Origin of the sequence: Anaeromyxobacter diazotrophicus (assembly GCF_013340205.1) — a bacterium.
In the GTDB taxonomy this organism is placed as follows: Bacteria; Myxococcota; Myxococcia; order Myxococcales; family Anaeromyxobacteraceae; genus Anaeromyxobacter_A; species Anaeromyxobacter_A diazotrophicus.
In genome coordinates this window covers 148555-173501 of the sequence record NZ_BJTG01000003.1, presented here as the reverse complement: position 1 = coordinate 173501, position 24947 = coordinate 148555, and the positions used below count along the sequence as shown (strand labels likewise).

The window sequence follows — 24947 nt, the reverse complement described above, 5'->3', positions numbered from 1 at the left end:
AAACAGTAGGAGCGGTCGGCTCCTCGTTCGCGTCAGATCGAGCGCTCCGCGAGGAGGCGCCAACCGGATCGCGAGAGCGGCTCCCTGCGGCCGGACGCGAGCGCCGTGCTGCGCGACGCGATCGAGGCGTGAATCGCCTTCGTCGCGCCGGGCACCTGCGCCTCGTCCCCGAACACGCGAACGAGGCGCACGTCGTCGATCCGTAGTCCTGCCGCCTCGACGGCTCCATGGAGCATCGCGAGCCGGTCGCCCGATAAACCAGTCGCCTTCGCGACCGCCGCTTCGATGACCTCCTTGGCAAGGCGCTCTGCCCCCGCCGCGCGGGCGTCGAGGGCGGGCGCGTCACGTTGGCGGTGTCGACGGCGGCATCCGACGTCTCGGCAGGTCCCCTGACCGGTCGCTTCCTCCGCGGAGTGCGGCGACGCCTCTGGCGGTTCACCGGTCGGGTGCGAGCGCATCGCCTCCGCGACCGCTGCGGCAGCCACTCGAATCACAGAACCACTGAGCTCCGTGAGCGTCTTCATCAGCCAGCCATACACCGCCCAGTCCCGAGCGGGAAGATGAGCAGAGACTCGAGCGCGCATCCGCGCGCCGTCGGCACCGCCTCACGGGCTAATCGCGCAGCGGCCGGGCCTTCGCGCGAACTCGCTCGAGCACGAGCGCTGGAATCCGGATCGCGTTCGAAACGCGGACGTGGGGCATTTCTCCTCGTTTGCAGAGCGCATACACCGTTGCGGGACTGACAGAGAGGGCCTCCGCAGCCTCACGAACGCTGAGAAGCCTCGGCGCGACGCCGGCTTTCCGCCGTTTCCCCTGTAACAAGGGTGTAACAAACTGCCTGCGAAACCCCGTGAACGGCTGTGACGGCTGGGATCCCCACCTTTTGAGATTTCGAGTGGTTGCGAAGGATTGGCAACGGCTGATACGCCCCGGATTGGCCAGAGTTTGGACTACGAACCCGAAGGCCAGAGGTTCACACTTCTAGGGCGCGCCAGAACACGAAGGCCTCACTCGACTTGGCTCTGGTTTAGGGCCCAGGCACTGAGGCCACGCGTGCAGGACCCCACCCGCCCCTCACCGTGCCCTACGCTGGGTCCGCGACCGCGCGATCGACGGCGCCCGGCCCGCGCCGTCCGGCGCAATGCCCTCCTGGATCAGCCTGAGCGCCTCAACCGGCTCCTCGGCGTACTTGAACAGCTCCAGGTCCTCCCGCGCCACGGTGCCATGCCGCACCAGCGCCTCGAAGTCGAGCACCTCCTCCCAGTAGGACCGGCCGAAGAGGATGACCGGGATCCGCCGTTCCAGCTTGCGGGTCTGCGCCAGGGTGAGGATCTCGAACAGCTCGTCCAGCGTGCCGAAGCCGCCGGGGAAGGCCACCAGGGCCCGGGCCAGGTGCGCGAACCACAGCTTCCGCATGAAGAAGTAGTGGAACTCCAGGCTGAGCCGGTGCGTGGAGTAGCGGTTGGGGCGCTGCTCGAAGGGCAGGCTGATGTTCAGCCCGATGGAGAGTCCGCCCGCCTCCGAGGCGCCGCGGTTGGCGGCCTCCATGATACCGGGGCCGCCGCCGGAGCACACCACGTAGCGGTGGGAGCCCGGCTGAAGCGCCTTCGACCAGCGGGTCACCAGCATGGCGAGCTCGCGAGCCGCCTGGTAGTAGCGGCCGAGCGGCCCGTCCGGCCCGAGGCGAGCCGAGCCGAAGAAGACCACCGTGTCCTGGACGCCCGCCTCGCGGAAGCGCTCCAGCGGCTGGAGGTACTCCGCGAGGATGCGGAGCGCGCGGCCGTCGTCCCCGTTCACGAAGGCCGGATCGAGGTAGGCGAGCGGCGGCGAAGGGACTGGGGCGGGCTCGGCGGGCGGGATGGGCGGAGTGGTCGGATCGGTCGGGTCCATCGCGTACCCCCTCACACGCGGGCGAAGTCGATGAAGCCGCGGGCCACGTCGGCCCGGGCCAGCCGCACCCGCACCCGCTGCCCGACCTGGAGCCCGCGTTCGTTCCGCACGACCTTGCCCTCGACCGGCGGCGCTGCGATGCGGACCCAGGTCCCCTTCTCCGAGGCGCCGGTGACGATGGCGTCGAACGTCTGGCCGGTCCGCCCCTGGAGCAGCATGGCCGCCGCCGACTTGCCCACCTGGCGCTCCACCTTGGCGGCCTCGTCCTCCTGCGCGGTGCAGTGCTCGGCCAGCGCGCGCAGCTCGTCGAGCGCGTACGGCGACGGGCGCCCTTCGATGGCCGCCTTGAGCAGCCGCTGGGTGACGATGTCGGGATAGCGTCGGTTGGGTGCCGTGGAGTGGGCGTAGTCGCGCACCGCGAGGCCGAAGTGGCCAGGGGGCGGCTGCCCGGGGACGTGGACGTCGTACTCCCCGGGCCCGATGAGCTTCACCACGGCGAGCGAGAGGTCGGGGAAGCGGAGCGGGTCGGTGCGCTGCTGCTCCGCGAGGAAGGCGTTGAGCGGCCGCGGGTCGGCCTGGGCCGGGAGCGTGAAGCCGTGCTCGGCGGCCAGGGCCACGAGCCGGTCCCAGGACTTCGGCACCTTGACCACCCGCCGCATGGTCGCGAAGCCCTTCGCCTCGAGGAAGCGGGCCACGGCGCCGTTGGCGGCGATCATGAAGTCCTCGATGAGCGCCTTGGCCTGGTCGGTGTCGTCGGCCACGAGGTCCCGCAGCGCGTCGCCGTCGAACACGGCGTGGCTCTGGATGGTCCGGAGCGTCAGCGCGCCCTGATCGCGCCGCACCGCGCGGAGCGCGTCGGCCACCTGGTCCTGGAGCTTCACCTGCTCGGCGACGCCCGGGACCTTCGCCAGGGCGGGCGGCAGCTCCGCCTTCCCGTCGAGCCAGGCGGCCACTGCGCGGTAGGCCAGCTTGCAGCGGTTGCGGACCAGCGCCCGGTAGAAGGCCGCGCCGGTGATCTCGCCCCGGGGCGTCACCGTGAGCTCGCTGACCACCGCGAGCCGATCGACGTCCGGGCCGAGGGAGGTGAGGTCGGCGGAGAACCGCTCGGGCAGCATCGGGTAGACGCGGCCCGCCGCGTACACCGAGGTGGTGTTGGTCTCGGCGTGCCGGTCGACCGGGGAGCCGCGCGGCACCAGCGCGTCGACGTCGGCGATGCCGATGAGGACCTTGACCGCGCCGCCGGGGAGCCGCTCGGCCACCTCGATCTGGTCCAGGTCCATCGAGTCGTCGTTGTCGATCGAGGACCAGAGGAGGCCCCGGAGGTCCCGGACGCCGACGCCGGCGCCGCGGGCTGGCTCGGCGGTGCGCGCCTGCTCCAGCGCGGCTGGCGGGGGCTCCGGCTCGAGGCCGTGGTCGATCATCGCCTGACGGGCGATGAACTGGAGGGTGCCGCGGTTGGAGCGGGGGTCCCGCGCCGGGCTGGAGCGCGGGTCGAGGGCGGGGCCCTGGCGATCGTCCATGGGCGGGAGTGATAACGGCACTTCCGCAACGCACCCATCGAACGGCGCGGAGTACTGACTCGGTAGTGGCGGAGCACGCGAGCGCTGCGCTTCGCGGCGACTTCGAACGACACGCACTCGCCTTCTGGTTCGCCCCAGGGTAGATCGCGGACATGGCCTACGAGGTGGACTTCACGAACGTATCCCCCATCGGGCTCGAGTCGTCACCGGTGGCCGTCGCGCTCGCGGGCTTGCGTGCCAACGAGGCCCGCTACTTCAAGAACAAGTACGACCACGTCTTCGTGGTCGAGCGCGCGGAGAACGCTCAGAAGACGATCGGCTGGGTGCATCGGATTCTGAAGCAGGAGCGCGACCTCGTCATTCAGTCCCGCCCACTCGAGGCGACGGAATTTCAGGTCGAGGGCATCCGCTTCGCGTACGTGTTCTACGAGAGCGGGCTCTCGATCAACGTGATGTACACGCTCGACGACGAGAAGAAGCGCGCCGTCGGCTTCAAGCTCTCCGACGGGATGGAAGTCCCGCCCGAGCTCGCGCCGCGCTTCAAATTCGCGAAGCAGAAGTCGAAGCTCGCTGGCACCATCCGCGGCTCGTTCTTCGTGATCAAAGGCGAGTACTGAGGTCAAGGGCCCACGCCGCGGCGCGCTCCCGGCTCCGCGGAAGATGAAGGGCCGAGCGAGACCGCGCCGCCGCCGCCCAGCCCGGTGGGGACGATGGGATCCTCCTCGGCCGTCTTCCAGGGCGCCTCGGGCCACCAGCGCGCGAGCGCCGGCAGGGCGTCCGGCTCGACGCTCTGGCCGGGTCTCGGGAGGGTCACGCGCAGCTCCGCCCCGCGCGCCGCGGCGAGGACGCGCTCCGCGGGCTCGGTCCACCCGTGGTAGGCGAGGTTGAAGAGCGCCCAGTGCACCGGGAGGAGCACCTTCGCCCGCACGAGCTCCGCCGCTCGCACGGCCTGCTCCGGGCCCAGGTGCCAGTCCGGCCACGACCGGCCGTAGGCGCCCGCCTCGATCATGGCCAGGTCGAAGGGCCCGAGGCGGCGCCCGATGTCGGCGAAGCCGGGGAAGAAGCCGGTGTCGCCCGAGTAGTAGACGCGGTGGCGCGGCCCGACGAGCGCGAAGCCGGCCCAGAGCGTCGCGTTCCGGCCCGAGAGGAGTGACCGACCCGAGGCGTGGCGCGCGGGCGTCGCGACGATCTCGAGATCGCCGAGCCGGGCCGACTCCCACCAGTCGAGCTCCACGATGCGCGCCTCCGGCACGCCCCAGGCCGCGAGGTGGGCGCCCACCCCGAGCGGCACGACGAAGGCCGTGCTCCAGGAGCGCATGGCGCGGATGGTCGGCTCGTCGAGGTGGTCGTAGTGGTCGTGCGAGATGACCACCGCGTCCACCGCCGGCACCTGATCGAGCGGAAGGAGCGGGGCGTAGAAGCGCCTGGGCCCCATCCACGAGACCGGGGAGGCCCGCTCGCCCCAGACCGGGTCCACCAGCACGCGGCGCCCATCCAGCTCGACGAGCAGGGTCGAGTGGCCGAGCCAGGTGACGCGCAGCCCGCCGTGCGGCGCGGTGAGGAAGCGCTTCGGGTCCAGCGCCTCCACGGGGACGGGTCCCTTCGGCGTGCGGTGGGCGCTCCCGCGGAAGGTGATGTCGCGCAGCGCGCCCCACAGGTCGTCGTGGAGCGGCTGTGGGTTCTCGAACCGACCCCCCTTCCACTGCGGCGAGTGCTCCATCCGGGCGCGCCGCGCGCCCTCCGGGCTGGCGCCGAAGGCGGCGCCGCGGTCGACGGCGTATCCTGCGACACAGAGTGACATGAGGGCTCCCAACCAGCACCGGGTCGACTTCCAGCCCCGCGGCGCGCGGCGGGGGTTCACGGCCGGCTCGGTCACGCCGCGGCCGGCGCGAGCTCGAACGCCACGCCCGTGAGCTTCTCGCTCTCGCCCCAGAGCCACGCCGCAGTCGCCCGGTCCTGCGCGGCCGCCGAGATGCGCGCCGGGGCGGGCGGGCCGCGCAGCTCGAAGAGGCCGCGCGGGCCCCAGTAGCTGCCGCTCGCGGCCGCGGGATCGGTCGCGGCCCGGAGCGTCGGGAGCGCGCCGTCCGGCGGCTTCATGCCGAAGATCGGGTTGAACAGGCGCGCGACGGGCGAGGTGCGCTGCAGGTCGGTGGCCGTGTAGCCGGGGTGGGCGGAGGTGACGCGCACCTGGGACCCGGCCGCCGACAGCCGCCGGTGCAGCTCGAGCGCGAAGAGCTGGTTCGCGAGCTTGCTCTGGCCGTAGGCGGCCCACGGCCGGTACGGGCGGCGCTCCCAGTTCAGGTCGTCCCGGTCGATCCGGCCGAAGTTCTGGGCGGTGCTCGAGACCACGACGATCCGCGCGCCGGCCGTGCGCAGCACGAGCGGCAGCAGGCGCGCCACCAGCGCGAAGTGGCCGAGGTGGTTCGTGCCGAGCTGCAGCTCGAACCCCTGCTTCGTGCGCCCGAAGGGCGGCACCATGACGCCCGCGTTCGCGACGAGGAGGTCGAGGCGCTCGTGCGAGGCGGCGAAGCTCGCCGCGAACGCCGCCACCGAGTCGAGATCCGACAGGTCGAGGGCGGCGAGCGTCGCGCTGCCGCGGGGGCGTGCGGACTGGACGCGCTCGACCGCGGCCCTCCCCTTCTCGAGGTTGCGGCAGGCGAGCACCACGTCCGCGCCCTTCAGCGCGAGCATGCGGGCGGTCTCGAGCCCGATGCCGGCGTTCGCGCCGGTGACGAGCGCCGTGCGGCCGGACTGATCGGGGATGTCGGCGAAGCTCCAGGGTTCCATGATCTCACCTCCGTTTGTTGCGTGAGCACGCGCTCATGAGTTACGCACAAAACTCACCGCCGCACGGCGTTCCAGAGGATCTCGAACCCCTCGCGGCGGTACCTCGCGGCCCCGGCCGGATCGGCCGCCATCATCTGCAGCGTGGCCGTCACCATGGCCGCGAAGATCTGGTGGAGGAACGGCAGCGAGAGGTCGCGCAGCGTCCCGTCCTCCACCGCCCGCTGCACGGCGTCGTCGAGCTCGCGGAACGGCTCGGCGCCCTGCGCGCGCGACGCGGCGTCGAGGCGATTCGAGAGGAGCAGCCGGTCCAGCGCCTTCAGCTTCTCCGGGGACGCGGCGCACCAGGCGACGTGGCGATCCCACAGGTGCTTCAGCTTCTTCGCGATCGAGCCGTCGCGCGGAAAGCCCTGCATGAGCACCTGCGCCAGCTCGGCCTTGAGCTCGAGGTAGAGCGCGTTGACGAGGCCGTCCTTGGATCTGAAGTAGGTGAAGAGCGAGCCCTCGGCGACGCCCGCCGCCTTCGAGATGGCCGCCGTCGGCGTCGCGTCGATCCCGTTCTCCGAGAAGAGGTCGATCGCTGCCGCGAGGAGGGCGCTTCGCTTTTCGTCGCTGAGCGGGCGGGCCATGAGCGTGGAGAGGTGCGTGAGTACGTACTCAACTATAAGCGGGCGCCCCGGGCGGCGCAAGTTCGCCGGACCGCCTGCGCCCGCACCTTGAACTCCGCCTGCCCGGCGGGATCATGTCGCCACGCGTCCCGCGACACCGGGTGCCCGTCCGACTTGCTACGCTCCGCGCATGAGCCTCGAGCACTCGCTCACCGCCATCATGCAGCGGCTCGCCGACTGGTCCGGCTTTCCGAAGTACCAGCTCGAGCGGCGCATCGACATCTTCCTCACGCCGTTCCTCGAGGCGTTCGTGGGGGCCCAGCTCGGCGGGACGGCGAAGCTCCTCGCGCCCGAGTTCCCCCTCCTCGCCTCGCTGCGGCCTTCGAAGAAGTGCCAGGTCCCGGTCCAGCCGGCGCTCCCCGAGGAGAAGCGCAGGGCGCTCACGGTCAACGTGGACTACCTGCTTCGCCTCGACCGGGCCACCGGAGGGCCGGCGTGGGTGTTCCTCGAGCTCAAGACCGACGCGAGGTCGTTCGACGGGGACCAGGCGGCGCTGTACCTGGTCGCTCGCGAGCGGGGCATGGGCCGCCTGCTGGAGGACCTCCAGTACGTCAGCTCGCGTCCCTCGGCGCCGAAGGCCAAGTACGCGACCCTGAAGGCGAGCCTGCCGGCGCCGGACCAGGCGTCGCCGCCCATCCTCGTCGCGTACCTCGGCCCCAGCTCGCTGGCCGCGAGCGCGATGCGCTGGAAGGACGAGGCGGGGCGCGCCCTCGACCACTTCCTCACGCTCTCCGGCTTCGCCGCGATGCCGGAGGCGCGCGTCGATCCGGCCGACCGCGAGCTCTGGCCGCTCGTGGCGAAGCTGCTCCGCTCGATCGACCGTGGTGAGGTCGAGGCGGGGCGCACGTGACGCAGCGCGGCCCCACCCCGCTCTCGAAGTCGCGCTTCTGCTACGGCCTCCAGTGCCTGAAGCAGCTCTGGTGGCGCGTCCACGAGCCGAAGGCGCCGGAGCTCGCCGCGCCGCCGTCGCTCCAGGCGGTCTTCGATCGCGGGCACCGCGTGGGCGAGCTCGCTCAGGCCGAGTTCCCGGGCGGCGTGCTCATCGGCGGCGAGTACTTCGAGACCGCGAAGAAGGTGGCCGACACCGCGGCGGCGCTCGGCGCGGGCGCGCGCGCCATCTACGAGGCGAGCTTCAGCGCGGACGGCGTCTTCGTCGCGGTGGACGTGCTCGAGCGCCGGCGCGGGGGCCACGCGCTCGTCGAGGTGAAGTCCACCCTCGACGTGAAGGAGCAGTTCATCCCCGACGTGGCCATCCAGCTCCACGTCCTGCGCGCGGCCGGCCTCGCCGTGCACCGCGCGGAGGTGATGCACCTCGACCGCGGCTGCCGGCACCCGGGTCTCTCCAACCTCTTCGTGCGCGAGGACGTCACCGCCGCGGCGGAGGCGTTCCTGCCGGAGATCCCGGAGCACCTGCGCCGGATGACGCGCGCGCTCGACGGGCCGTTGCCGGACGTCGCCCCCGGCCCGAGCTGCGGCGAGCCCTACGAGTGCCCGTTCCTGGCGCGGTGCTGGACCGAGCTGCCCGAGCACCACGTCTCGACGCTCTACAAGGGCGGCAAGCGCGCCGAGGCGCTGCTCGCAGCGGGCGTCGAGCTCATCCGCGACATCCCGGACGGCGCCGAGCTGCCGGCGATCGCCGCGCGGCAGGTGCGCGCGGTGAAGTCGGGGCGGACGGTCGTCGGGCCCGGGCTGGCCGACGCGCTCGCGGCGCTCGAAGCACGTGCCGGCGCGGCGGAAGGCGCTCCTGCGCATCGCGGGGCGCCTCGTCGATCTCCTGCCCATCGTCCGCGACCACGTCTACCACCCGAAGTTTGGTGGCAGCTTCAGCATGAAGGCCGTCGCTCCTGCGCTCGTGCCGGGCCTCAGCTACGACGGGCTCGCCATCGGCGAAGGCGGCACCGCCTCGGCGGTGCTCGAAGGCCTGCTGCTCGGCGGGCCGAAGGCCGCCTCGGGCGCGGAGCTGGCGCGGCTGCGGGAGCAGCTCCTGGCCTACTGCGCCCAGGACACGCTCGCCATGGTCGAGGTGGTGGACGGGCTGCGGCGGCTCGCGTGACCACCGGCTCGACCGCGTCGTCGCTGTGGCGGTCGGGACGTGATGGCGCGCGTCACTCCTCGGAGCGCGGGGCCGGCCGCACACTCGCTCCAGTGCGCCGTCGTCCCGCTGGAGAACGTCCCGCTACTCCCCGAAGAGCGACCGCGCGACCGCATCGTACACGTCGAGATCGGTGCGCCCGAAGCAGCAGAAGACGATCCGCTGGAGATCCGGGTGCGCCGCCAGCCCACGCTGCGCCTCGGTCAGTGCGATGCCGGTGGCTCGCTCGAGCGGGAACCGAAAGGCTCCGGTGGAGATGGCAGGGAAAGCGATCGAGCGGAGGCGCAGCCCCGATGCGACCCTGAGGCTCTCGCGGTAGCAGCGCGCCAGCACCTCGTCCTCCCCCTGGTGGCCTCCGTGCCACACGGGACCTACCGTGTGGATGACGTACCGAGCCGGCAGCGCGTATCCGCCGGTCGCTTTCGCTTCGCCAGGGCGCGCACCGCCCAGCCCACGACACTCGTCGAGCAACCCCGGGCCTGCGGCCTCGTGGATCGCGCCGTCCACGCCGCCCCCGCCCAGCAGGCTGGCGTTGGCCGCGTTCACGATGGCGTCCACCTCGAGCTGCGTGATGTCGCCGAGCCAGGTCTCGATCCGTGCGCGGGCGTAGGTCGCCATGGGGCGTTCGTATCGGGACTGGGAGACCGTCGCCACCATGGACCGGCGGCTCCACCGCGGCTTCCGCCGCGCCGGGCGGTCACTTGTTGCGGCCGAGGATCCAGGCGAACGACCGTCCGGAGCGCATCTACCGCCGCGCGGATGTGCCCCGCCAGATCGCGCGGCTCCCGGTCGTTGACCCAGCGCTCGAAGCCGATCTAGCTACAGGAACTCGCAGAGGTAAGCGGCGGGCACCGAGGCCTTCACGTCGAACCCGCTCTTCGCGGGGACCTCGAACGTCGTGCCGGCCGGGAACGCGCGCCAGGCGCTCTCCCCGGGCAGCTTCGCCCAGAGCTCGCCCGAGACGACCGTCATCCGCTCCGCCGCCTCCGTGCCGAAGTGGAACTCCCCGGCGTCGACGACGCCTACGGTCGCGCGGCGCCCGTTCCGCTCGAAGCCGACGCTCTGGACCTTCCCCTCGAAGTACGTCTTGTGCGCGAGCATGACCACATCGAAGCACGCGGGGGCGCGGCGCGTCAAAAGGGCGCGCTCCGCCGCCAGTCCGCGAGGCGCGCTAGAGTCGCCGGATGAGCCGCGTCAGCGTCCTCCTCGTCGCGCTGCTGCTCGCCGCCTGCGGCGGGACGCCGGGCGCCACCGGCGGCAGTCACCTCCCGCCCGCGCACAGCCCCAGCATCAGCGGCGCCTGCCCGATCTTCCCGGCGGACAACGCCTGGAACACGGACATCTCCGCGGCGCCGCTCGACCCGCGCTCCGGCGCCTGGGTCGCGTCCGTCGGCAGCGCCGCCGCGTTCCACCCCGACTTCGGCTCGGTGTACGGCATCCCGTACGCCGCGGCCGACGCGTCCACCCCGAGGTTTCCGGTCACCTTCGACTACGCCGGCGAGAGCGACCCCGGCCCCTACCCCATCCCTCCCGACGTGCCGGTCGAGCAGGGGAGCGACGCGCACGTGATCGTCGTCGACACCGCCAGCTGCACGCTCTACGAGCTCTTCGCCGCGCAGCCCGGGGCCTCGGCCTGGCACGCCGGATCGGGCGCGATCTTCGACCTGCGCTCGAACGCGCTGCGCCCGGCCGGCTGGACCAGCGCCGACGCCGCGGGCCTCCCCATCTTCCCGGGGCTGGCCCGGTACGAGGAGGCCGCCGCCGGCGAGATCCGCCACGCCCTGCGCTTCACCGCGGCTCGCACGCAGATGGGCTACGTGGACCCGGCGCGCCACGCCGCCTCGAACGTCACCGACCCGAACGTCCCGCCCATGGGCGCGCGCGCCAGGCTCAAGGCGACGGTGGACCTCTCGGCGATGATGCCGCAGGCGCGGGTGGTGGCCCGCGCCCTCCAGCGCTACGGGATGATCCTGGCGGACAACGGCTCCAGCTGGTACGTGACCGGCGCACCGGACACGCGCTGGGACGACGGCGACCTCGACGCGCTGAAGAAGCTGCGCGGCAGCGACTTCGAATTCGTGCTGGCCGGGCCGGTGACCACGCCGTAGCGAAGCCGCGCGCCGCCGGTCTTCCAGGCCGCGCTCGTCATGACCCACGACCGCTTCGATCCGGTGCCCTTCCGCCCGGCAGCTCCTCCGCTGCGGCCGCCTTGCGCTTCTCGCGCGCGACCGCGGCCCTCGCGACCAGCTCCTCGATCAGCTCGTTCCACCGGCCCAGCTGCTCGACGGTGACGTTCGACTCGAGCCACGCGCAGAACGGCGCCTTCCCCTCCTTCGAGAGCCCGATGTGGGCGCGCCTCTTGCCGCGCTGGTACTCGACCATCCATTGAGGGTTCACCTTCAGGAACCCCTGCACCAAGGATTCCGGGAACAGGTCCTCCGCCTCGACCGGGACGCCGTCTTCACCGACGGTCTCCGAATACAGAAGCACCTGGCCCCCCTGGAACTTTGCCGTCTTGAGCTTCTCGACCAGGATCGCCTTGGCGCTCTTGCCTGCCTCGTCCGCGTCGAGCAGCGCGAACACTCGCTCACGGCCGATGAGATCCCCGAGCAACAACGCCTTGAGCGCCGCGTCGCTCGCTCCCGCGCACGCGACGACGGAGATGCCATGGAGCGGCTTGCCCAGCTTCCGCGCTGCGAGCTCGACGTAGGCCCTGTCGGATTCGCCTTCGACGACCAGGGCCTGGGAATCGGCGGGGATCGACCCGGCGAGATCGAGCAGGCTCGGCAGTGGCGACTCCATGAGGAGGCGCCGGGCTCGGTCGGCGAGCTGGTCCGGAGAACCGGCCTGGATCCGAGTCTGCCCAGCGTCGGTCTTGCTGACCGAGAACACGCGTGACTTCGCATCGGCCGCGAAGATGAAGGGCGAGTGCGTCGTCACCAGGAGCGTGACGTCAGGGCGCTTCGTGAACTGTTCCAGCGCCCGACCGAGCGCCCGGTGCCTGCCGGGGTGCAGGAAGCTCTCCGGCTCCTCGATCGCGAAGACGACAGCTCGCCTCGAGGCCTCGGCAATGAGGGACATGAGCGTGAGCAGGACCGCGCCTCGGACGCCGGTGCCCTTTTGCTCGAGCGCGGTCTTCGCGGCGTCGGTCAACTCGTAGCTCGACCCGACGATTGCCTCGTCCACCGTGCCGACGGCCGGGACGAGCTCGACGGCCTTCAGATCGGGGATGTAGCGCGCGACCCTCTCCCTGATGTCCTCCGCGAGCGGCTTCAGGACTCCGTCGGAGAGCTCGGCCCGGAACTCCTTCTGCTTCACCTCGGCCTTCGCGAGCGCCGAGGCGAACTTCTCCTTGAGCACGCTGCCCAGGATCTCCCGGAAGCCCCGCTTCATCATGCTCTCGAGGCTCTCCCCGCTTCTGACGTCCACGAACTGGACGACTCGATGAAACTGGGCGAGCAGCTGGTCGAGCTTGTCGCCGCGCTTCGCCTTGGCTCCCGCGCCCTTCGCCAGGATCTTCTCGGCGCGAGCGCCCGCGGCGCTGAACTGAACGTGGTGGACGAGCCGGCCCTCCTCGGCGAACGTCGGCCCGGCGCCGACCGCCCGCTCGTAGACGTGCGCCATCCGCGCGAGCGTGCCCACGAGGTCGCCGCTCGACAGGGCCTCCTGGCCCATGTCGAAGTCGAGGACGATGCTGCAATTCGACCCGACCTCGTGGTCAGGCCGGTCCTTCGCCTCGTCGAACCGAGGGGGATCCGTCGCGAGGGCGAGCTCGAGGGCCCGGAACACGTTGGACTTCCCGGCGTTGTTCGGTCCGGCGAAGTAGTTGCCCGCGTCCGCGAGGGCGACATCGACGGCGTACTCGCTGCCGTCGCTCCAGAGGGACCTGAAGTTGCGGATCCGGACACGGCTCAATCTCACGGCACCCTCGACTGCCAGTACGTGATCATGGGGGGTCTTCCTTCGAAGGTTGGAATGGGCGCGAGACGTGCAAGAACGGCCCGGCGCCCGGTGGGCGCCGGGCCACCCGCCACGGATGCACGCCATGGGCCAGGCTGGCTTCCGCCCGATCGGTCCACTCCGAGCTGGGGAGCCTTCGTGACGAAACGCACCACCCACAACCGCCAGGAGAACCGCCCTGCGAAGACGCGGACGCCGCTCGCGCTCGTGCTCTCGCTCGTGCTCCTGTCCCCGGCGATCCCTCGCGCCGACGAGCTCTCCGTAGACCTCCGGGCGACGGGGGCCGTGACCGGCAGCGCCACGGCCCTCTTCATCGGGCTCGAGCTGGCCGGAAGCACGCTGACCCCAGCGACCTGCCGCTGGTGCGATCCACCCGGCTTCGATCGGAATGCCAGGCTCCACCTTCGCTGGGGCGACCCGTCGCGCGCGGCCACCCTCTCGGACGTGCTGCTCGTCGGCATCCCCTCGTCGCTCATCGCGGTGGACTACTTCGTCCTGGCGGATCGCGACGCCCGCCGCTTCGGCGAGGACGTGCTGGTCGGCCTCGAGGCCATCGCGGTGACCGCCGTCGCCACGGATGGGATCAAGTACGGGGTGGCCCGGCGACGTCCGAATGCGTGGGCGTCCGGCGTCCGGAAGTCCTTCGGGGACGACAACTCGTACCTGTCAGGCCACGCCTCCGGCACCTTCGCGGCCGCCGCGGCGTTCGGGACGGTGGCGATGCTGCGCGACTATCCGGGCTGGCCGCTCATCTACGCCGTGGGTCTCACCGGCGCGGCTACCGTCTCCTACCTGCGCGTGGCCGCCGACCGTCACTGGCTCACCGACGTCCTCAGTGGCGCTGCGCTGGGGGCCGGCATCGGCCTGGGCGTCCCCCTCCTCCTCCACCGCAAGGCGCACGAGCCGGACGGGCGCTCCGCGACGATCATCGTGACGCCGGTTCCCCTGGGGGTGGCGGGCACGTTCTGACGGAGTCGCGGCGCCTGCCACATGCAGCCGTGGCGGCGCCTGTTGGATTCTCGACAGGCTGTCGCCGGTTTCGCGGCCACGGGCGCCGTCGGATGGCTCGGTCCCCGCGAGATCTCGGCGTCGTCGCTCGCCTGGCTCGAGTGCCATGCGGCTGGCCCATTCAGTGCAATGCAGCTGGATTCGGGCTCTGAAGGAGGCTCATGGCCAAGCCACACAACCACGTCGCGCGCGCCGCTCGCGAGCACGTCTTCGCGCTGTTCCGGGCCGCGGCCGAGCGCGACATCCTCGAGTACCATCACTTCGCGCGGACCCGCGAGATCGTCGACGCGTCCAAGGAGATCGCGAAGGGCAGCCACCTCGCCGACGAGGCCCGCCAGGTCGCGGTCCTGTGCGCCTGGTTCGAGGACGCCTGCTACGCGATGGGCAGCGACGATCACGCGAAGAGCCTCGAGCTGTGTCTCCAGTTCCTGGAGCAGCAGCAGGCACATCACCCCTCGCGCGAGCAGGTTGCCGCCTGCTTCGGCGGCCCCGACGGCGTCGAGCGGCCGGCGCCGGCCGACGGAGCGCCCGTCGACGCCGTGACGCCCACGGACGTCCTGCACGACGCGCGGCTCGCCGTCCTCGCGGCGAGTGACTACGTCGAGCGCATCGAGCTCCTGCGCTTCGAGCTCAATCGCCGCTCGGGGAAGACGTTCTCCGACGTCGAGTGGACCCAGCACTGCATCGCCTTCTTCGGCGCCCATCCCTATCGCACGCGCTTCGCCCAGCTCACCTGGGGTCCGGGCCGCGCCGTCAACCTGGCGCGCCTGCAGCGGCAGCTCAGGAAGCAGCTCCGGAACGTCGAGCGCGAGCGCGCCGACGGCGAGAGCGACGTCGCGAAGCGCATCGGCAAGAGCGCCGAGACGCTGTACTACCAGGTCACGCGCATCCAGCTGGGGCTCATCGGGCTCGCGGATCACCGGACGAGCACGATGATCCACGTCAACGCGATCATGATCTCGGTCGTGCTGGCGCTGCTGGGGCGCCGGATCCACGCCGATCGCGATCTGCTGGTCCCCGCCGCCTTTCTGCTGCTGGTGAACCTGGTGGTCGTGCTCCTCTCGGTCAACTCGATGCGCGCCGCGAAGGAGAAGCTCCCCGCCGCGGAGGCGCGCCTGCGCGACTCGAACCTGATCTCGTTCTTCAACGAGACGCCCAGCTCGCTCCCCGACTACACCGCGCGGATGGGCGCGCTGCTCGCGGATCCGCCCCAGTTCCAGCGCAGCGTCATCGAGCACCTCTACTTCGCGCGGAAGATCATCAACGCGCGCGGGCAGACGCTGCGGCTCACGTACCACGTCTTCATCTACGGCATCACGCTGGCGGTCGTCGGCTTCCTCATCGTGCTGGCCCGGCGATGAGGACCGCGCGCGCCCTCGCAGCCGCCGTCGCGCTCTGGTCGGCGAGCCCGGCGGGCGCGGCGCCGGCGGATCCCGTGCCGCCCTCGCGCGCCTGGGTGAAGATCTCGGCGGCCGAGCTCGCCGCCGGGTACGACACCCTGTGGGCGGTGAGCGACGTCCACGGCCGGCTGAAGGAGCTCGGGGCCCTGCTCGTGGCGTCGCGCCTCGCGATCCGCCGAGGGCCGACGGTCGCCTGGAACGCCCAGCGCGGCCGCATGCTCCTGGTCGTGGCGGGGGATCTCGTCGACGGCGGACCGGACAGCGTCGGGGTCGTGCTCCTGCTCGAGCGGTTGCAGCGCGAGGCGGCGGACGCGGGCAGCCGCGTCGTCGCGCTCATGGGCAATCACGAGGCCAAGCTCCTCGCGCATCCGCGGTCGGCGACGCCGGAGCTCATGGCGAGCGCCGCGCTCCACCGCGCGGAGCTCGGGCTCCCGCAGCGGTTCGCGCCGCGGGCCCTCCAGGCGACGCCGTTCGGCGAGTACCTGCGAGCCCTGCCCATCGCTGCGTTCGTCGGCAGCTGGCTCTTCGCCCACGCGGGCTACATCGACGACGACGACGGGCCGGGCGCGCGCGCGGCGCTCGCCCACCTGGACGAGACGATCCACAGGCGGGATCGCGACGCCTTCGCGGAGCTCCTCGACCCCCGATCGATCCTCGAGTACCACGGCTGGTGGCGAAGCAAGCGGCGCCTCGCGCGGATGAGGCGTCAGCTGCGCGAGCTCGGGCTCAACGGCGTCGTCTTCGGCCACGATCCCGACGCGCTCGGCGCGGCGGGGGCGATCGCGATGAACCGCGACGCGTGGCTCATCAAGCTCGACACCGGGCTCAAGCTGAGGGCGACACGGGGGATGCTCCTCCGCTGCGACGTGCGCGACATCCTGAGCGAGGACGGCCTCGCGATGGCGCGCGGCGGCGCGCCCGCCTGCCGCGCCGAGACCCCGGACGGCGCCACGCGAGCCCTCGAGCTGCGCTAGTCGGGAAGGAGTGGTCATCGTGCTCATCCGTTCCATGGCCGTGTCGGCATCGATCATCGCGGCGACGTGCTCTCCGGCAGCGGCGGCCGACCAGGGACCGTCGGAGCCCGTCGTCGTCACGCCAGGCCCGGAGTACCGCGCGAGCTGGCCGTTCCGGCTCCTCTTCGGCGGACCGTGGAGAGACGACTGGACGACGCCGCTCCGGGTGCCCAAGCTCGACCTCTCGACGTTCGACGGCGGCCTCAGCCCCGTGCGCACGGGAGGTGGCCAGCAGACGTCGAGCCTCCACCTGAAGAGCGCGAACGGCCACGCGTGGTCCTTCCGCTCCGTGGACAAGGATCCGCGCCGGGCGATGGACGAGGAGACGCGCAAATCTCAGCTCGCCGAGGTCATGCGCGACCTCACGAGCACCGCGCATCCCACGGCGTCGCTGGTGGTCGCTCCGCTGCTCGAGGCCGCCGGCGTCCTGCACGCGACCCCCGAGCTGTTCGTCATGCCGGACGATCCGCGCCTGGGGACGTTCCGGGGCGAGTTCGCGGGCATGCTCGGCGCGATCGAGCAGCGCCCGGGCCGCGGCTTCGCCGGGGCCGAGAAGGCGCTGCACACGTACGAGCTGTTCGCGCGCCTCGACACCCGGACCGACGAGCGGCTCGACGCGCGCGCGTACCTGCGCGCGCGGCTCATGGACGTCTTCATCGGCGACTGGGACCGGCACGCCAGCCAGTGGCGCTGGCTGCGCTTCGAGGAGGGCGGCCGCCGCGTGTGGCGGCCCGTGCCCCTCGATCGCGATCAGGCGTTCGCCCGGTTCGGCGGCGCCTTCCCGTCGATCGCCGAGTACTACATCAAGCAGTTCGCGAGCTTCGGGGACGAGTACCCCGCGATCGACAAGCTGACGTTCTCCGGGCGCTACACCGATCGGCGCTTCCTGGTCCCGCTCGAGGAGGCCGACTGGCGCGACGTCACCTCGGACGTGGTCGCGCGTCTCACGGACGAGGCGATCTCCGGCGCGGTCCGCCACCTCCCGCCGGAGCTGTACGCGCGGGACGGCGCCACGCTCGAGCGGGCGTTGCGCGCGCGGCGCGAGGCGCTCCCCGCCGCCTCGCACGCCTTCTACCGGCTGCTCGCCGAGGACGTGGACGTGTACGGGACGGTGCAGGCCGACGTGGCCACGATCCGCCGGTCGCGCGACGGCGGCGTCGACCTCTCGCTCTGCCTGCGCGACCCCGCGACGGGCGAGCCGCTCGGACCGCCCTATTTCCGCCGCTCGTTCCGCCCCGGCGAGACCTCGGAGATCCGCCTCTACCTGCTCGGCGGCGCGGACGCGGTGGTCGAGGCGGGCGAGAGGAACGACGCGATCCTCGTCCGCGTCGTGCGCGACGACCCTGGCGCCGCCGCGCTCGCGAAGGCCTCGATCGAGCGCGGGACGGGCGCGGCCGCTCCGCCGTCCGAGGAAGCCGGCGACTCGGCGCCCGCCGTGCCGGACGAGCTGCACCTCCGGTACGAGCGCTTCCGCGACTGGGGCACCGACCACCTCGTGTTCCCGCAGCTCTCGTACGACGGGACGCGCGGGCTCTTCGCCGGCGCGCGCCTGCAGCGCACGCACTTCGGCTTCGGCCGCGAGCCGTTCGCGGACCAGATGACCTTCGCCGCCGCGTGGTCGACGGGCCTCGGCGAGCCGCGCCTCGAGTACCAGCTCGACCTGCGGACGCAGTCGCCGTTCGGCGTGCTCGCGTACGTCGGATACTCCGGCGTGGACTTCGCGAACTTCTACGGCTTCGGGAACGCGACCCAGCGTGACTCCGCCCTCGCGTCGCACGATTTCTACCGGGTCGACCAGCACCGCCTCGTCGTGCGCCCGCTCGTCACGGCGAGCCTCCTCGGGCCGCTGCGCGCGCGGGCGGGGTTCGGGTTCGAGCACTTCTCGAACACCGCCAGGAGCGCGCTCGGGCCCGCGACGGGCGCCTACGGCTCCGGCGACATGACGCTCGGCAGCGTGGAGGTGGGCGCCGGTCTCGACACGCGCACCGGCGCGTTGACGCGCAAGCGCGGCGTCCACGCCGACGTCAGCGCCCGCTACTACCCGCCCTGGCTCGACAACGCCGCCGGGTTCACGAAGGCGCGCGCCGAGGCGGGGGCGATGTTCGGCTCCCCCGTCCTCTCGAGCGCGCTCCTCAGCGTCCGCGCGGCCGGAGAGAAGGTGTGGGGGCGTCATCCGTACTTCGAGGCGGCGTCGATCGGGGGCGCGGGGCTGCCTTCGCCGCTCGACCTGGCCGGCGGCTCGACCGGTAACCTGCTGCGCGGCTACGCGCTGAACAGGTACGCGGGCGACGCCTCCATCGTCGCCAACGCCGACCTGCGCATCCCGCTCGGCTGGTACTCGGCCATCGTGCCGCTCAGGTACGGCCTCCTCGCGCTCGGGGACGTCGGCCGCGTGTTCGTGTCCGGCGAGACCTCGCGCAAGTGGCACCCAGCCGCGGGCGGCGGCGCCTGGCTCGCCCTGCACGCCGGAGCGTCGGGCATGCAGCTCGACACGACGATGAGCTTCACCGTCGTCCGCTCGGACGAGGGGACCGGGTTCTACCTCTCGAGCGTGTTCGGGTTCTGAGCATCGCCCGCCCGCGAGCTTCGCGCCGGGGCGGGCGACACGTCCACGGATGGCTCGCTCAGTACTTCTCCGGCACGAGCCTGAACGGGTGCGTCGGCTCGCGGTAGCCGCCCGGCTCCTGCCGCTTCGGCAGCTTCACCGTCCCCGGCCGCGTGACGTCCTGGTACGGGATCAGCGAGAGCAGGTGGCGGATGCAGTTGAGCCGCGCGCGGCGCTTGTCGTCCGAGCGCACCACCCACCACGGGGCGAACTCCGTGTCCGTCGCCGCGAACATCTCGTCGCGCGCCCGCGAGTAGTCGTACCACCGGCTGTACGACAGGAGGTCCATGGGCGAGAGCTTCCAGAGCTTCCGGCCGTCGTCGATCCGCTCCTGGAGCCGCCGGGTCTGCTCCTCCTCGCTCACCTCGAGCCAGTACTTCACGAGGAGGATCCCGGAGTCCACCATCGCCTTCTCGAAGGCGGGCGCCATCTCGAGAAAGTGCCGTACCTCCTTGTCGGTGCAGAACCCCATCACCCGCTCGACGCCGGCGCGGTTGTACCAGCTGCGATCGAAGATCACGATCTCGCCCGCCGCGGGGAAGTGGGCGACGTAGCGCTGCGCGTGCATCTGCGACTTCTCGCGGTCGGTCGGGGCGGGTAGCGCGACCACCCGGAACACGCGCGGCGAGACGCGCTCGGTGATGGCCTTGATCACCCCGCCCTTGCCCGCGCCGTCGCGCCCCTCGAAGACGACGCAGACCTTGAGCCCCTCCTGCTTCACCCACTCCTGGAGCTTCACGAGCTCGACGTGGAGCTGCCGGAGCTCGTTCGCGTACTCCTTCGCCCTCAGCCGGCCGGGCCCGGCCTCGTCGTGCTCCTCGGCAGCGCCGCTCCTCGTCATCCGTACACCTCCGTTCGCGCGGGCCGGACGCATGCAGGGTGCGCGCCAGGGACCGCGCCACGCGGGAATGACGGCGCTGTGCGGACTTCCGACCCCGCAGCGCCGGCACGGCCGCGCCCTCGTCCACCGGGCACGTGCCGGATCGAGCGACACCTGCCGGGCCTACGACGTGCGAAAGCCCAGCGTGCGGGCAAGCGACTCGGCACCAATGCGAGCGATCCGGCGTCCGCCGCGGATTGGCACCGTTTTCGCTTGAGTGCCAAGCGAGGGTTCACACGAGGCAGCACGTGAGTCCTCGGGGCGGGGGCGCGCCCGCAATTCCCCCCGCAGCGTCAGCGCGCCCTCGCCCCATTCCTGGAGGGCTGGTATGTCCCGCGTACTGCTCGTGGATGACGACCCGACGATCCTGCGCCTGCTCGCGAAGATAGTCTCCAGCCGCGGGTGGGAGGCGCTCCTCGCACGCTCCGGCCCGGAAGCGCTGTCGCGGATGGACCGCGCCGACGTGGTCGTGACCGACTTCTCCATGCCTGGCATGGATGGCCTCGAGCTGCTGGGCGCGATCCGTGAGCGCGACGACGCGCTGCCGGTCATCCTGGTGACGGGGCACTGCTCGGAGCGCCTCTTCGAGCTCGCCACGAACGCAGGCGCCTACCGGTGCCTCGCGAAGCCCTTCGAGCTGGCGCAGCTGACCGACGCGATCGCCTGCGCGTTCGCCGCAGCGCGGAGCGGGCGTCGCAGCTGGCCTGCGCGCGAGGTCCCAGGCGAGCCGCCGCGCGGACGCGCGGCGGGTACCCGCTGATCGCTGGGCGCGAGGGGCCTCGGTGAGGTCGACCACCTGACGGGAGGGCTGGATGTAACCGAGCCCCGCGGCGGGCGATCAGCGTGCCGCGGCGCGGTGGTACTCGTCGATCACGTGCGCGGCGTCGAACCCCTCCTCCTTCGAGGTCCAGATCACCTGGTGCTCGGCGTGCGAGAGCATCTCGCCCGTGCCCCGCAGCCGCCCGAGGCTCCGCTGCAGGTGATCCAGGAGCACCTTGGACTCGGGGTGCTTCCTGGACAGCTCGGCGCGCAGCAGCTCGATGACCTGCAGCGGTGAGTTGGTGAGGTCGCGGTAGGCCAGCGACACCCTGGCGAACCGCTCCAGGCCCTCCCGCTGCGCCGACGCGCGCATCATCTCTCGCTCCATCCGCAGGGCCCGCACGCGGTGAACGAGGATCCCGGTGGCGATCAGCGGGTAGATCACCGTGGTCCAGGGCGCCTCGATGGGCAGCTCCGCCCGCATCTGCGCGGGCATCAGGGCATACAGCACCACCGGCATGACCGCGCAGATCCCCACCAGCGCGTAGGCCACCGCCGGGCGGAAGGGCACCACCGTCGCGACCACCAGCGCCACGATCTTGAACCCCTCGAACGGCGCGAACCGCACCGAGGAGAGCGCGCTGTTCCAGTCCGCGTGGACCTGCGCCACCAGCGTGGTGCCGATCAGCAGCAAGGAGACGGCCTCGGCCTGCAGCGCGCTCCAGCCGCGGCGCAGCACGAGCGACGCGAAGACGACGGCGCAGACCACGGCGTCGATCAGCCACCCCAACCCGACGCGGTGCAGGTGGGCGTCGTCGAGCAACAGGAACCTCACCGCCGCCACCGCGCAGCCCAGCGCCGCCAGCGCCGAGAGCGTCTTCGCAGCCGGAACCGAGCCAGCGTGCGGACCGCCGCCTACCGAGACGAGACCTGGGGCGTCGGGCATGCGAGCACCTCCATCAGCTTGTCGGAGTCGAGCGGCTTGGACAGGACCTGGACGCCGCCGAGCTTCTCGATCTCCGCCAGCAGCGGATGGCTCCGAGCGTGCCCGGTGAAGAAGTACAGTCGGCCGCCGAAGGCCTGGCCCACCAGCCAGCGATAGGCGTCGATCCCGGTGGGCTGGCCCGCCCCGAGGTTGACGTCGAGCAGCGCCACCGAACACCTCGAGACCGCGTCCGCCGCGGCCACCAGCTCCTGGTAGCTACCGACCGTGAGACACCGGCGACCGCACTGCAGCTCGACGAACTCCGAGAGAACGAACCTCAGATCGGCGTCGTCATCCAGCAGCAGCACCGGTCCATCCATGTTCCCACCTGCTCGGCGACCGCGGCGACGCTTCCTGCCACCGCGGGCCCCTGCCACCCACACTCTAAGAAGCTGCTCTGGGCGTGCGCCCTCGCCACGAGCCCCGTTCGGGGCTCCGACTCGGTTCGCCGGACCGGCATACAGGTGTGTTCGGCTTTCCGTCACCGGCGCCCGTCGTGGAGCCCCGGGCACGCTGTATTCCCATGGCTTCAGCCTCGCACGAGCCCGGCACCCCTCTCGCAAGGGGGACCGATGTGCGCGTCCGACGCCAGTTCGAGCGTTCCCTGCGGGAACACCTCGCCGCCGCCGACGCGCGCTGGGGCGGGCCCGGCCGAGCGTGGGTCGGCGCCGTTCTCTCGGCTGTCGTGGCGGGCATCATCGTGCTCGTCTGGGTCTCGGATTACTCGCGCCCGCGCGCGGTCCTCGCCGCGGGCTTCCTGCTCGGCTATCTCGGCTCGTCGCTCGTGCTCCTGCGGCCTCCCCAGACGGTCTGGCGGGTCCCTCGCGCTCACGTCGAGGACGTTCGCTTCGCGTCCATGATCGGCGCGATCGCGGTGCTCGGAGGACTGAGGAGCCCGCTGCTCGTGGCGATCCTCACGGCGCTACCGTCTCGCATCGCCTCGGGTGGCTGGGCGCGGGGAACCCGGGGATACGTCGCCGCCATCTGGGTCGCCGTGTTCATGATGGGCTGCGTCCCGGCCGCCTGGTTCGGGCCCACGCTCCCGCCCGCGACCTTCGCGGCCATCGCCGCGCTCACGCTCATCACGAGCGCTACGATGACGGCGCATTACATCGTGTTCCTGTCGAGGACCGTCGAGGAGAGCATCTGGGATGCGCTCCGCGCTCGAGAGCAGGTGGCTGAGCAGGCGCTGGCACGCACGCGCGAGCTCGAGCACCTCGGCGCCCGCCTCTCGCACGAGCTCAAGAACCCGCTCGCCGCGATCAAGGCGCTCGTGCAGCTCTCGTCGCGCTCCACCGCCGATCCCGAGGCGCGCGAGAACCTCCAGACCGTCGAGGCGGAGGCGGAGCGGATGCGCGACGTCCTCGACGAGTACCTCTCGTTCTCGCGGCCGCTCGACAAGATCCGGGCCGAGCCGCTCTCGCTCGGCTCCTTGACCGACGAGGCCCTCGCAGTGATGTCGGGGCGGGCCGAGGAAGCCGGACTCGCGCTGCGGCGGACCGGGGACGCCGACCTCGTGGCCGACCCGCGGCGGCTGAAGGAGGCCCTGCTCAACCTGGTCGCGAACGCGATCGAGGCCACCCCTTCCGGGGGCAGCGTGGACGTCGCGCTCTCGCGCGACAGGGACGCCGTCGTCATCGCCGTCCGCGACACGGGGAAGGGCATGCCGGGCGACGTCCTCGAGCGCGTCGGCACCCCCTTCTTCACGACGCGCGAGGAGGGCACGGGGCTGGGCGTGCTGCTCGCGCGCGCGATATTCACCCAGCACGGAGGCGGGTTGCGCTACGAGAGCGCGCCCGGGAAGGGGACGACCGCGATCGCCACCCTCCGCGCCGCGCCCAGCACCCGGAGTGACGACCATGTCCAAGTTGCTGCTGGTGGATGACGAGCCGGCGCTCCTCGTCGCGCTGAAGCAGCTCGCGCGCTCGCTGGGCCACGACCCCATCCTGGCGCGCTCCGGCGGCGAGGCGCTCGAGCTCCTCGAGGGGGTCGACGCGGTCGTCACCGACTACGCCATGCCGGGGATGAACGGGCTCGAGCTGCTCGAGGCGATCCGCCACCGCGACGACTCGCTCCCGGTGATCTTCCTGACGGCCCAGGGCTCGGAGCGCACCGCGGTGCGCGCGATGAAGGCCGGCGCCTACGATTACGTCACGAAGCCGTTCGACGTCGACGAGCTCGGGGCGGTGCTCGAGCGCGCCCTCGAGACCCGGGCGCTCCGCCGGAGCAACCGCCGGCTCGCCGCCGAGCGGAACCTCGGGCGCGCCGTCATCGGCGAGTCGGAGGCGATGAAGGGCGTGCTGTCCGCCATCGAGCGGCTCGCGCCGAAGGACATCACCGTCCTCGTGCGCGGGGAGACGGGGACCGGGAAGGAGCTCGTCGCAGCGCTCCTCCACGCGCAGAGCCGCCGGGCGGCTGGCCCGCTCGTGCGCTTCAACTGCGCGGCGATTCCCCCCGAGCTGGCCGAGGCCGAGCTCTTCGGGCACTCCCGCGGCGCGTTCACCGGGGCGACCCAGGCGCGGCGTGGGTTCTTCGCCCAGGCGGACGGCGGCACGCTCGTGCTCGACGAGGTCGGCGAGCTGCCGCCGAGCGTCCAGGCGAAGCTGCTGAGGGCGCTGCAGGAGGGCGAGATCCAGCCCGTGGGTGCGGGCCGGGTCGAGCGGGTCGACGTGCGCGTGGTGGCCAGCACGAACCGCGACCTCGCCGCGAGCGCGCGCGCCGGCCAGTTCCGGGAGGACCTCTACTACCGCCTGGCGGTCGTCGAGGTCGTCATCCCCCCGCTCCGGGACCGTCCCGAGGACATCCCCGCGCTCGCCGCCGAGTTCGGGCGGCGCTACGCCGAGCGCTTCGGCATGCACGACGTCCGGCTCTCGCCCGAGCTGATCTCGGAGCTGAAGCGCGCGCCCTGGCCCGGCAACGTCCGCGAGCTCGAGAACGCCGTCGCCCGGATGATCGCGCTGTCCGGCGGCGGAGAGATCCCGGCGAGCGCCTTCACGCACCCTCGCCCGGCGGAGGTGGAAGGCGAGACCGAGGCGCCCCCGTCCGGCACGCTGACGCTCCGGGAACACCTCGACGCGATCGAGCGGAGCATGATCGCGAGCGTGCTCGCGGAGGTCGCCGGCAACCAGTCGAAGGCGGCGCGCAACCTCGGCTTGAGCCGGAGCGCCCTCATCGACCGGCTGAAGAAGTACGGGCTCGCCTGACCCGCCGCTCGCGGCACTGCCGGACCCCGCGACATCTCTGCTTCGATCGCCGACACCATGCGGGTGCGCGCGCGTGAGCACCGCCGCCGCGCGTCAGCAATCCAGCGCAATTTGGCGCATGCCCTCGCCCTGGCCCGCCCGCTGCAGAGCGTCCGCGCGGAACGCCACACCAACTGGTGA

General features: G+C 72.0%; 25 protein-coding genes. 11 read left to right on the top strand and 14 right to left on the bottom strand.

What is annotated here, in order from left to right; genetic code table 11:
• Positions 1-32: 32 nt before the first annotated feature.
• From HWY08_RS06765 to HWY08_RS06750, 4 genes are all read right to left on the bottom strand, one after another.
• Positions 33-524, bottom strand: a complete 492-nt coding sequence (locus HWY08_RS06765; RefSeq protein ID WP_176064105.1) for a hypothetical protein — start codon at positions 522-524, stop codon at positions 33-35.
• 88 nt (positions 525-612) lie between these two features.
• Positions 613-822: a helix-turn-helix domain-containing protein gene (locus HWY08_RS22020; RefSeq protein WP_176064104.1), complete on the bottom strand. Its 210-nt coding sequence runs from the start codon at positions 820-822 to the stop codon at positions 613-615.
• 252 nt (positions 823-1074) lie between these two features.
• Positions 1075-1890 carry an LOG family protein gene (locus tag HWY08_RS06755; protein ID WP_176064103.1) on the bottom strand — a complete coding sequence of 272 codons (816 nt, stop codon included), beginning with the start codon at positions 1888-1890 and terminating at the stop codon, positions 1075-1077.
• Positions 1891-1901: 11 nt separating this feature from the next.
• Positions 1902-3410, bottom strand: coding sequence for an RNB domain-containing ribonuclease (locus HWY08_RS06750; RefSeq protein WP_176064102.1), 1509 nt, complete (start codon positions 3408-3410; stop codon positions 1902-1904).
• Positions 3411-3562: 152 nt separating this feature from the next.
• On the opposite strand from HWY08_RS06750, the gene HWY08_RS06745 reads away from it, so the two are divergent.
• Positions 3563-4027: a DUF8821 family protein gene (locus tag HWY08_RS06745; protein ID WP_176064101.1), complete on the top strand. Its 465-nt coding sequence runs from the start codon at positions 3563-3565 to the stop codon at positions 4025-4027.
• 2 nt (positions 4028-4029) lie between these two features.
• Here HWY08_RS06745 and HWY08_RS06740 read toward each other — a convergent pair whose 3' ends face one another.
• From HWY08_RS06740 to HWY08_RS06730, 3 genes are all read right to left on the bottom strand, one after another.
• Entirely contained in the window at positions 4030-5211 is a 1182-nt protein-coding gene (locus HWY08_RS06740) for an MBL fold metallo-hydrolase (protein WP_176064100.1), read from the bottom strand.
• Positions 5212-5282: 71 nt separating this feature from the next.
• Complete coding sequence (locus HWY08_RS06735; RefSeq protein WP_176064099.1) at positions 5283-6197, bottom strand: oxidoreductase; 915 nt, start codon at positions 6195-6197, stop codon at positions 5283-5285.
• A 53-nt stretch (positions 6198-6250) separates the two neighbouring features.
• Positions 6251-6823 (bottom strand): TetR/AcrR family transcriptional regulator, encoded by a 573-nt coding sequence (locus HWY08_RS06730; protein ID WP_176064098.1) that lies wholly within the window; start codon positions 6821-6823, stop codon positions 6251-6253.
• Positions 6824-6992: 169 nt separating this feature from the next.
• On the opposite strand from HWY08_RS06730, the gene HWY08_RS06725 reads away from it, so the two are divergent.
• On the top strand, positions 6993-7712 hold the full coding sequence (locus HWY08_RS06725) for a hypothetical protein (protein WP_176064097.1): 720 nt from the start codon (positions 6993-6995) through the stop codon (positions 7710-7712).
• A gap of 268 nt (positions 7713-7980) precedes the next feature.
• Here HWY08_RS06725 and HWY08_RS22015 read toward each other — a convergent pair whose 3' ends face one another.
• Positions 7981-8115, bottom strand: coding sequence for a hypothetical protein (locus HWY08_RS22015; RefSeq protein ID WP_255499570.1), 135 nt, complete (start codon positions 8113-8115; stop codon positions 7981-7983).
• Between the two features lie 467 nt (positions 8116-8582).
• Between HWY08_RS22015 and HWY08_RS06720 the strand changes: the two genes are divergently transcribed.
• Positions 8583-8915 carry a DUF2779 domain-containing protein gene (locus HWY08_RS06720; RefSeq protein WP_176064096.1) on the top strand — a complete coding sequence of 111 codons (333 nt, stop codon included), beginning with the start codon at positions 8583-8585 and terminating at the stop codon, positions 8913-8915.
• A 123-nt stretch (positions 8916-9038) separates the two neighbouring features.
• Here the strand turns inward: HWY08_RS06720 and HWY08_RS06715 are convergent, their stop codons facing one another.
• Both HWY08_RS06715 and ppnP read right to left on the bottom strand, forming a co-directional pair.
• On the bottom strand, positions 9039-9572 hold the full coding sequence (locus tag HWY08_RS06715; protein ID WP_176064095.1) for an O-acetyl-ADP-ribose deacetylase: 534 nt from the start codon (positions 9570-9572) through the stop codon (positions 9039-9041).
• A 201-nt stretch (positions 9573-9773) separates the two neighbouring features.
• A complete protein-coding gene (gene ppnP / locus HWY08_RS06710) occupies positions 9774-10055 on the bottom strand; it encodes a pyrimidine/purine nucleoside phosphorylase (protein ID WP_176064094.1) in 282 nt (93 codons plus the stop codon).
• 83 nt (positions 10056-10138) lie between these two features.
• On the opposite strand from ppnP, the gene HWY08_RS06705 reads away from it, so the two are divergent.
• Complete coding sequence (locus HWY08_RS06705) at positions 10139-11062, top strand: hypothetical protein (RefSeq protein WP_209005129.1); 924 nt, start codon at positions 10139-10141, stop codon at positions 11060-11062.
• Between the two features lie 37 nt (positions 11063-11099).
• On the opposite strand, the gene HWY08_RS06700 is transcribed toward HWY08_RS06705, so the two are convergent.
• The gene (locus HWY08_RS06700) at positions 11100-13001 is read right to left on the bottom strand and encodes an ATP-dependent nuclease (RefSeq protein WP_176064093.1); all 1902 of its coding nucleotides are present in this window, start codon (positions 12999-13001) and stop codon (positions 11100-11102) included.
• 51 nt (positions 13002-13052) lie between these two features.
• On the opposite strand from HWY08_RS06700, the gene HWY08_RS06695 reads away from it, so the two are divergent.
• The 4 genes from HWY08_RS06695 to HWY08_RS06680 all read left to right on the top strand — a co-directional run bounded on the left by HWY08_RS06695 (position 13053) and on the right by HWY08_RS06680 (position 18901).
• On the top strand, positions 13053-13883 hold the full coding sequence (locus tag HWY08_RS06695) for a phosphatase PAP2 family protein (protein ID WP_176064092.1): 831 nt from the start codon (positions 13053-13055) through the stop codon (positions 13881-13883).
• A 200-nt stretch (positions 13884-14083) separates the two neighbouring features.
• Positions 14084-15283: a Pycsar system effector family protein gene (locus tag HWY08_RS06690; protein ID WP_176064091.1), complete on the top strand. Its 1200-nt coding sequence runs from the start codon at positions 14084-14086 to the stop codon at positions 15281-15283.
• Positions 15280-16296, top strand: coding sequence for a metallophosphoesterase (locus HWY08_RS06685; RefSeq protein WP_176064090.1), 1017 nt, complete (start codon positions 15280-15282; stop codon positions 16294-16296). Before HWY08_RS06690 ends, HWY08_RS06685 begins: the two co-directional genes overlap by 4 nt.
• A gap of 34 nt (positions 16297-16330) precedes the next feature.
• A complete protein-coding gene (locus HWY08_RS06680) occupies positions 16331-18901 on the top strand; it encodes a BamA/TamA family outer membrane protein (protein ID WP_176064089.1) in 2571 nt (856 codons plus the stop codon).
• Between the two features lie 58 nt (positions 18902-18959).
• Here the strand turns inward: HWY08_RS06680 and ppk2 are convergent, their stop codons facing one another.
• On the bottom strand, positions 18960-19781 hold the full coding sequence (gene ppk2 / locus HWY08_RS06675) for a polyphosphate kinase 2 (RefSeq protein ID WP_176064088.1): 822 nt from the start codon (positions 19779-19781) through the stop codon (positions 18960-18962).
• A 367-nt stretch (positions 19782-20148) separates the two neighbouring features.
• Between ppk2 and HWY08_RS06670 the strand changes: the two genes are divergently transcribed.
• A complete protein-coding gene (locus HWY08_RS06670) occupies positions 20149-20580 on the top strand; it encodes a response regulator (protein ID WP_176064087.1) in 432 nt (143 codons plus the stop codon).
• Positions 20581-20658: 78 nt separating this feature from the next.
• Here HWY08_RS06670 and HWY08_RS06665 read toward each other — a convergent pair whose 3' ends face one another.
• Both HWY08_RS06665 and HWY08_RS06660 read right to left on the bottom strand, forming a co-directional pair.
• A complete protein-coding gene (locus HWY08_RS06665) occupies positions 20659-21525 on the bottom strand; it encodes a hypothetical protein (protein WP_176064086.1) in 867 nt (288 codons plus the stop codon).
• The gene (locus tag HWY08_RS06660) at positions 21495-21884 is read right to left on the bottom strand and encodes a response regulator (protein WP_176064085.1); all 390 of its coding nucleotides are present in this window, start codon (positions 21882-21884) and stop codon (positions 21495-21497) included. The genes HWY08_RS06665 and HWY08_RS06660 overlap by 31 nt, the downstream gene beginning before the upstream one ends.
• 365 nt (positions 21885-22249) lie before the next feature.
• Between HWY08_RS06660 and HWY08_RS06655 the strand changes: the two genes are divergently transcribed.
• The gene (locus HWY08_RS06655) at positions 22250-23449 is read left to right on the top strand and encodes a two-component system sensor histidine kinase NtrB (RefSeq protein WP_235969499.1); all 1200 of its coding nucleotides are present in this window, start codon (positions 22250-22252) and stop codon (positions 23447-23449) included.
• A complete protein-coding gene (locus HWY08_RS06650; RefSeq protein ID WP_176064084.1) occupies positions 23424-24767 on the top strand; it encodes a sigma-54-dependent transcriptional regulator in 1344 nt (447 codons plus the stop codon). The genes HWY08_RS06655 and HWY08_RS06650 overlap by 26 nt, the downstream gene beginning before the upstream one ends.
• Positions 24768-24947 lie beyond the last annotated feature (180 nt).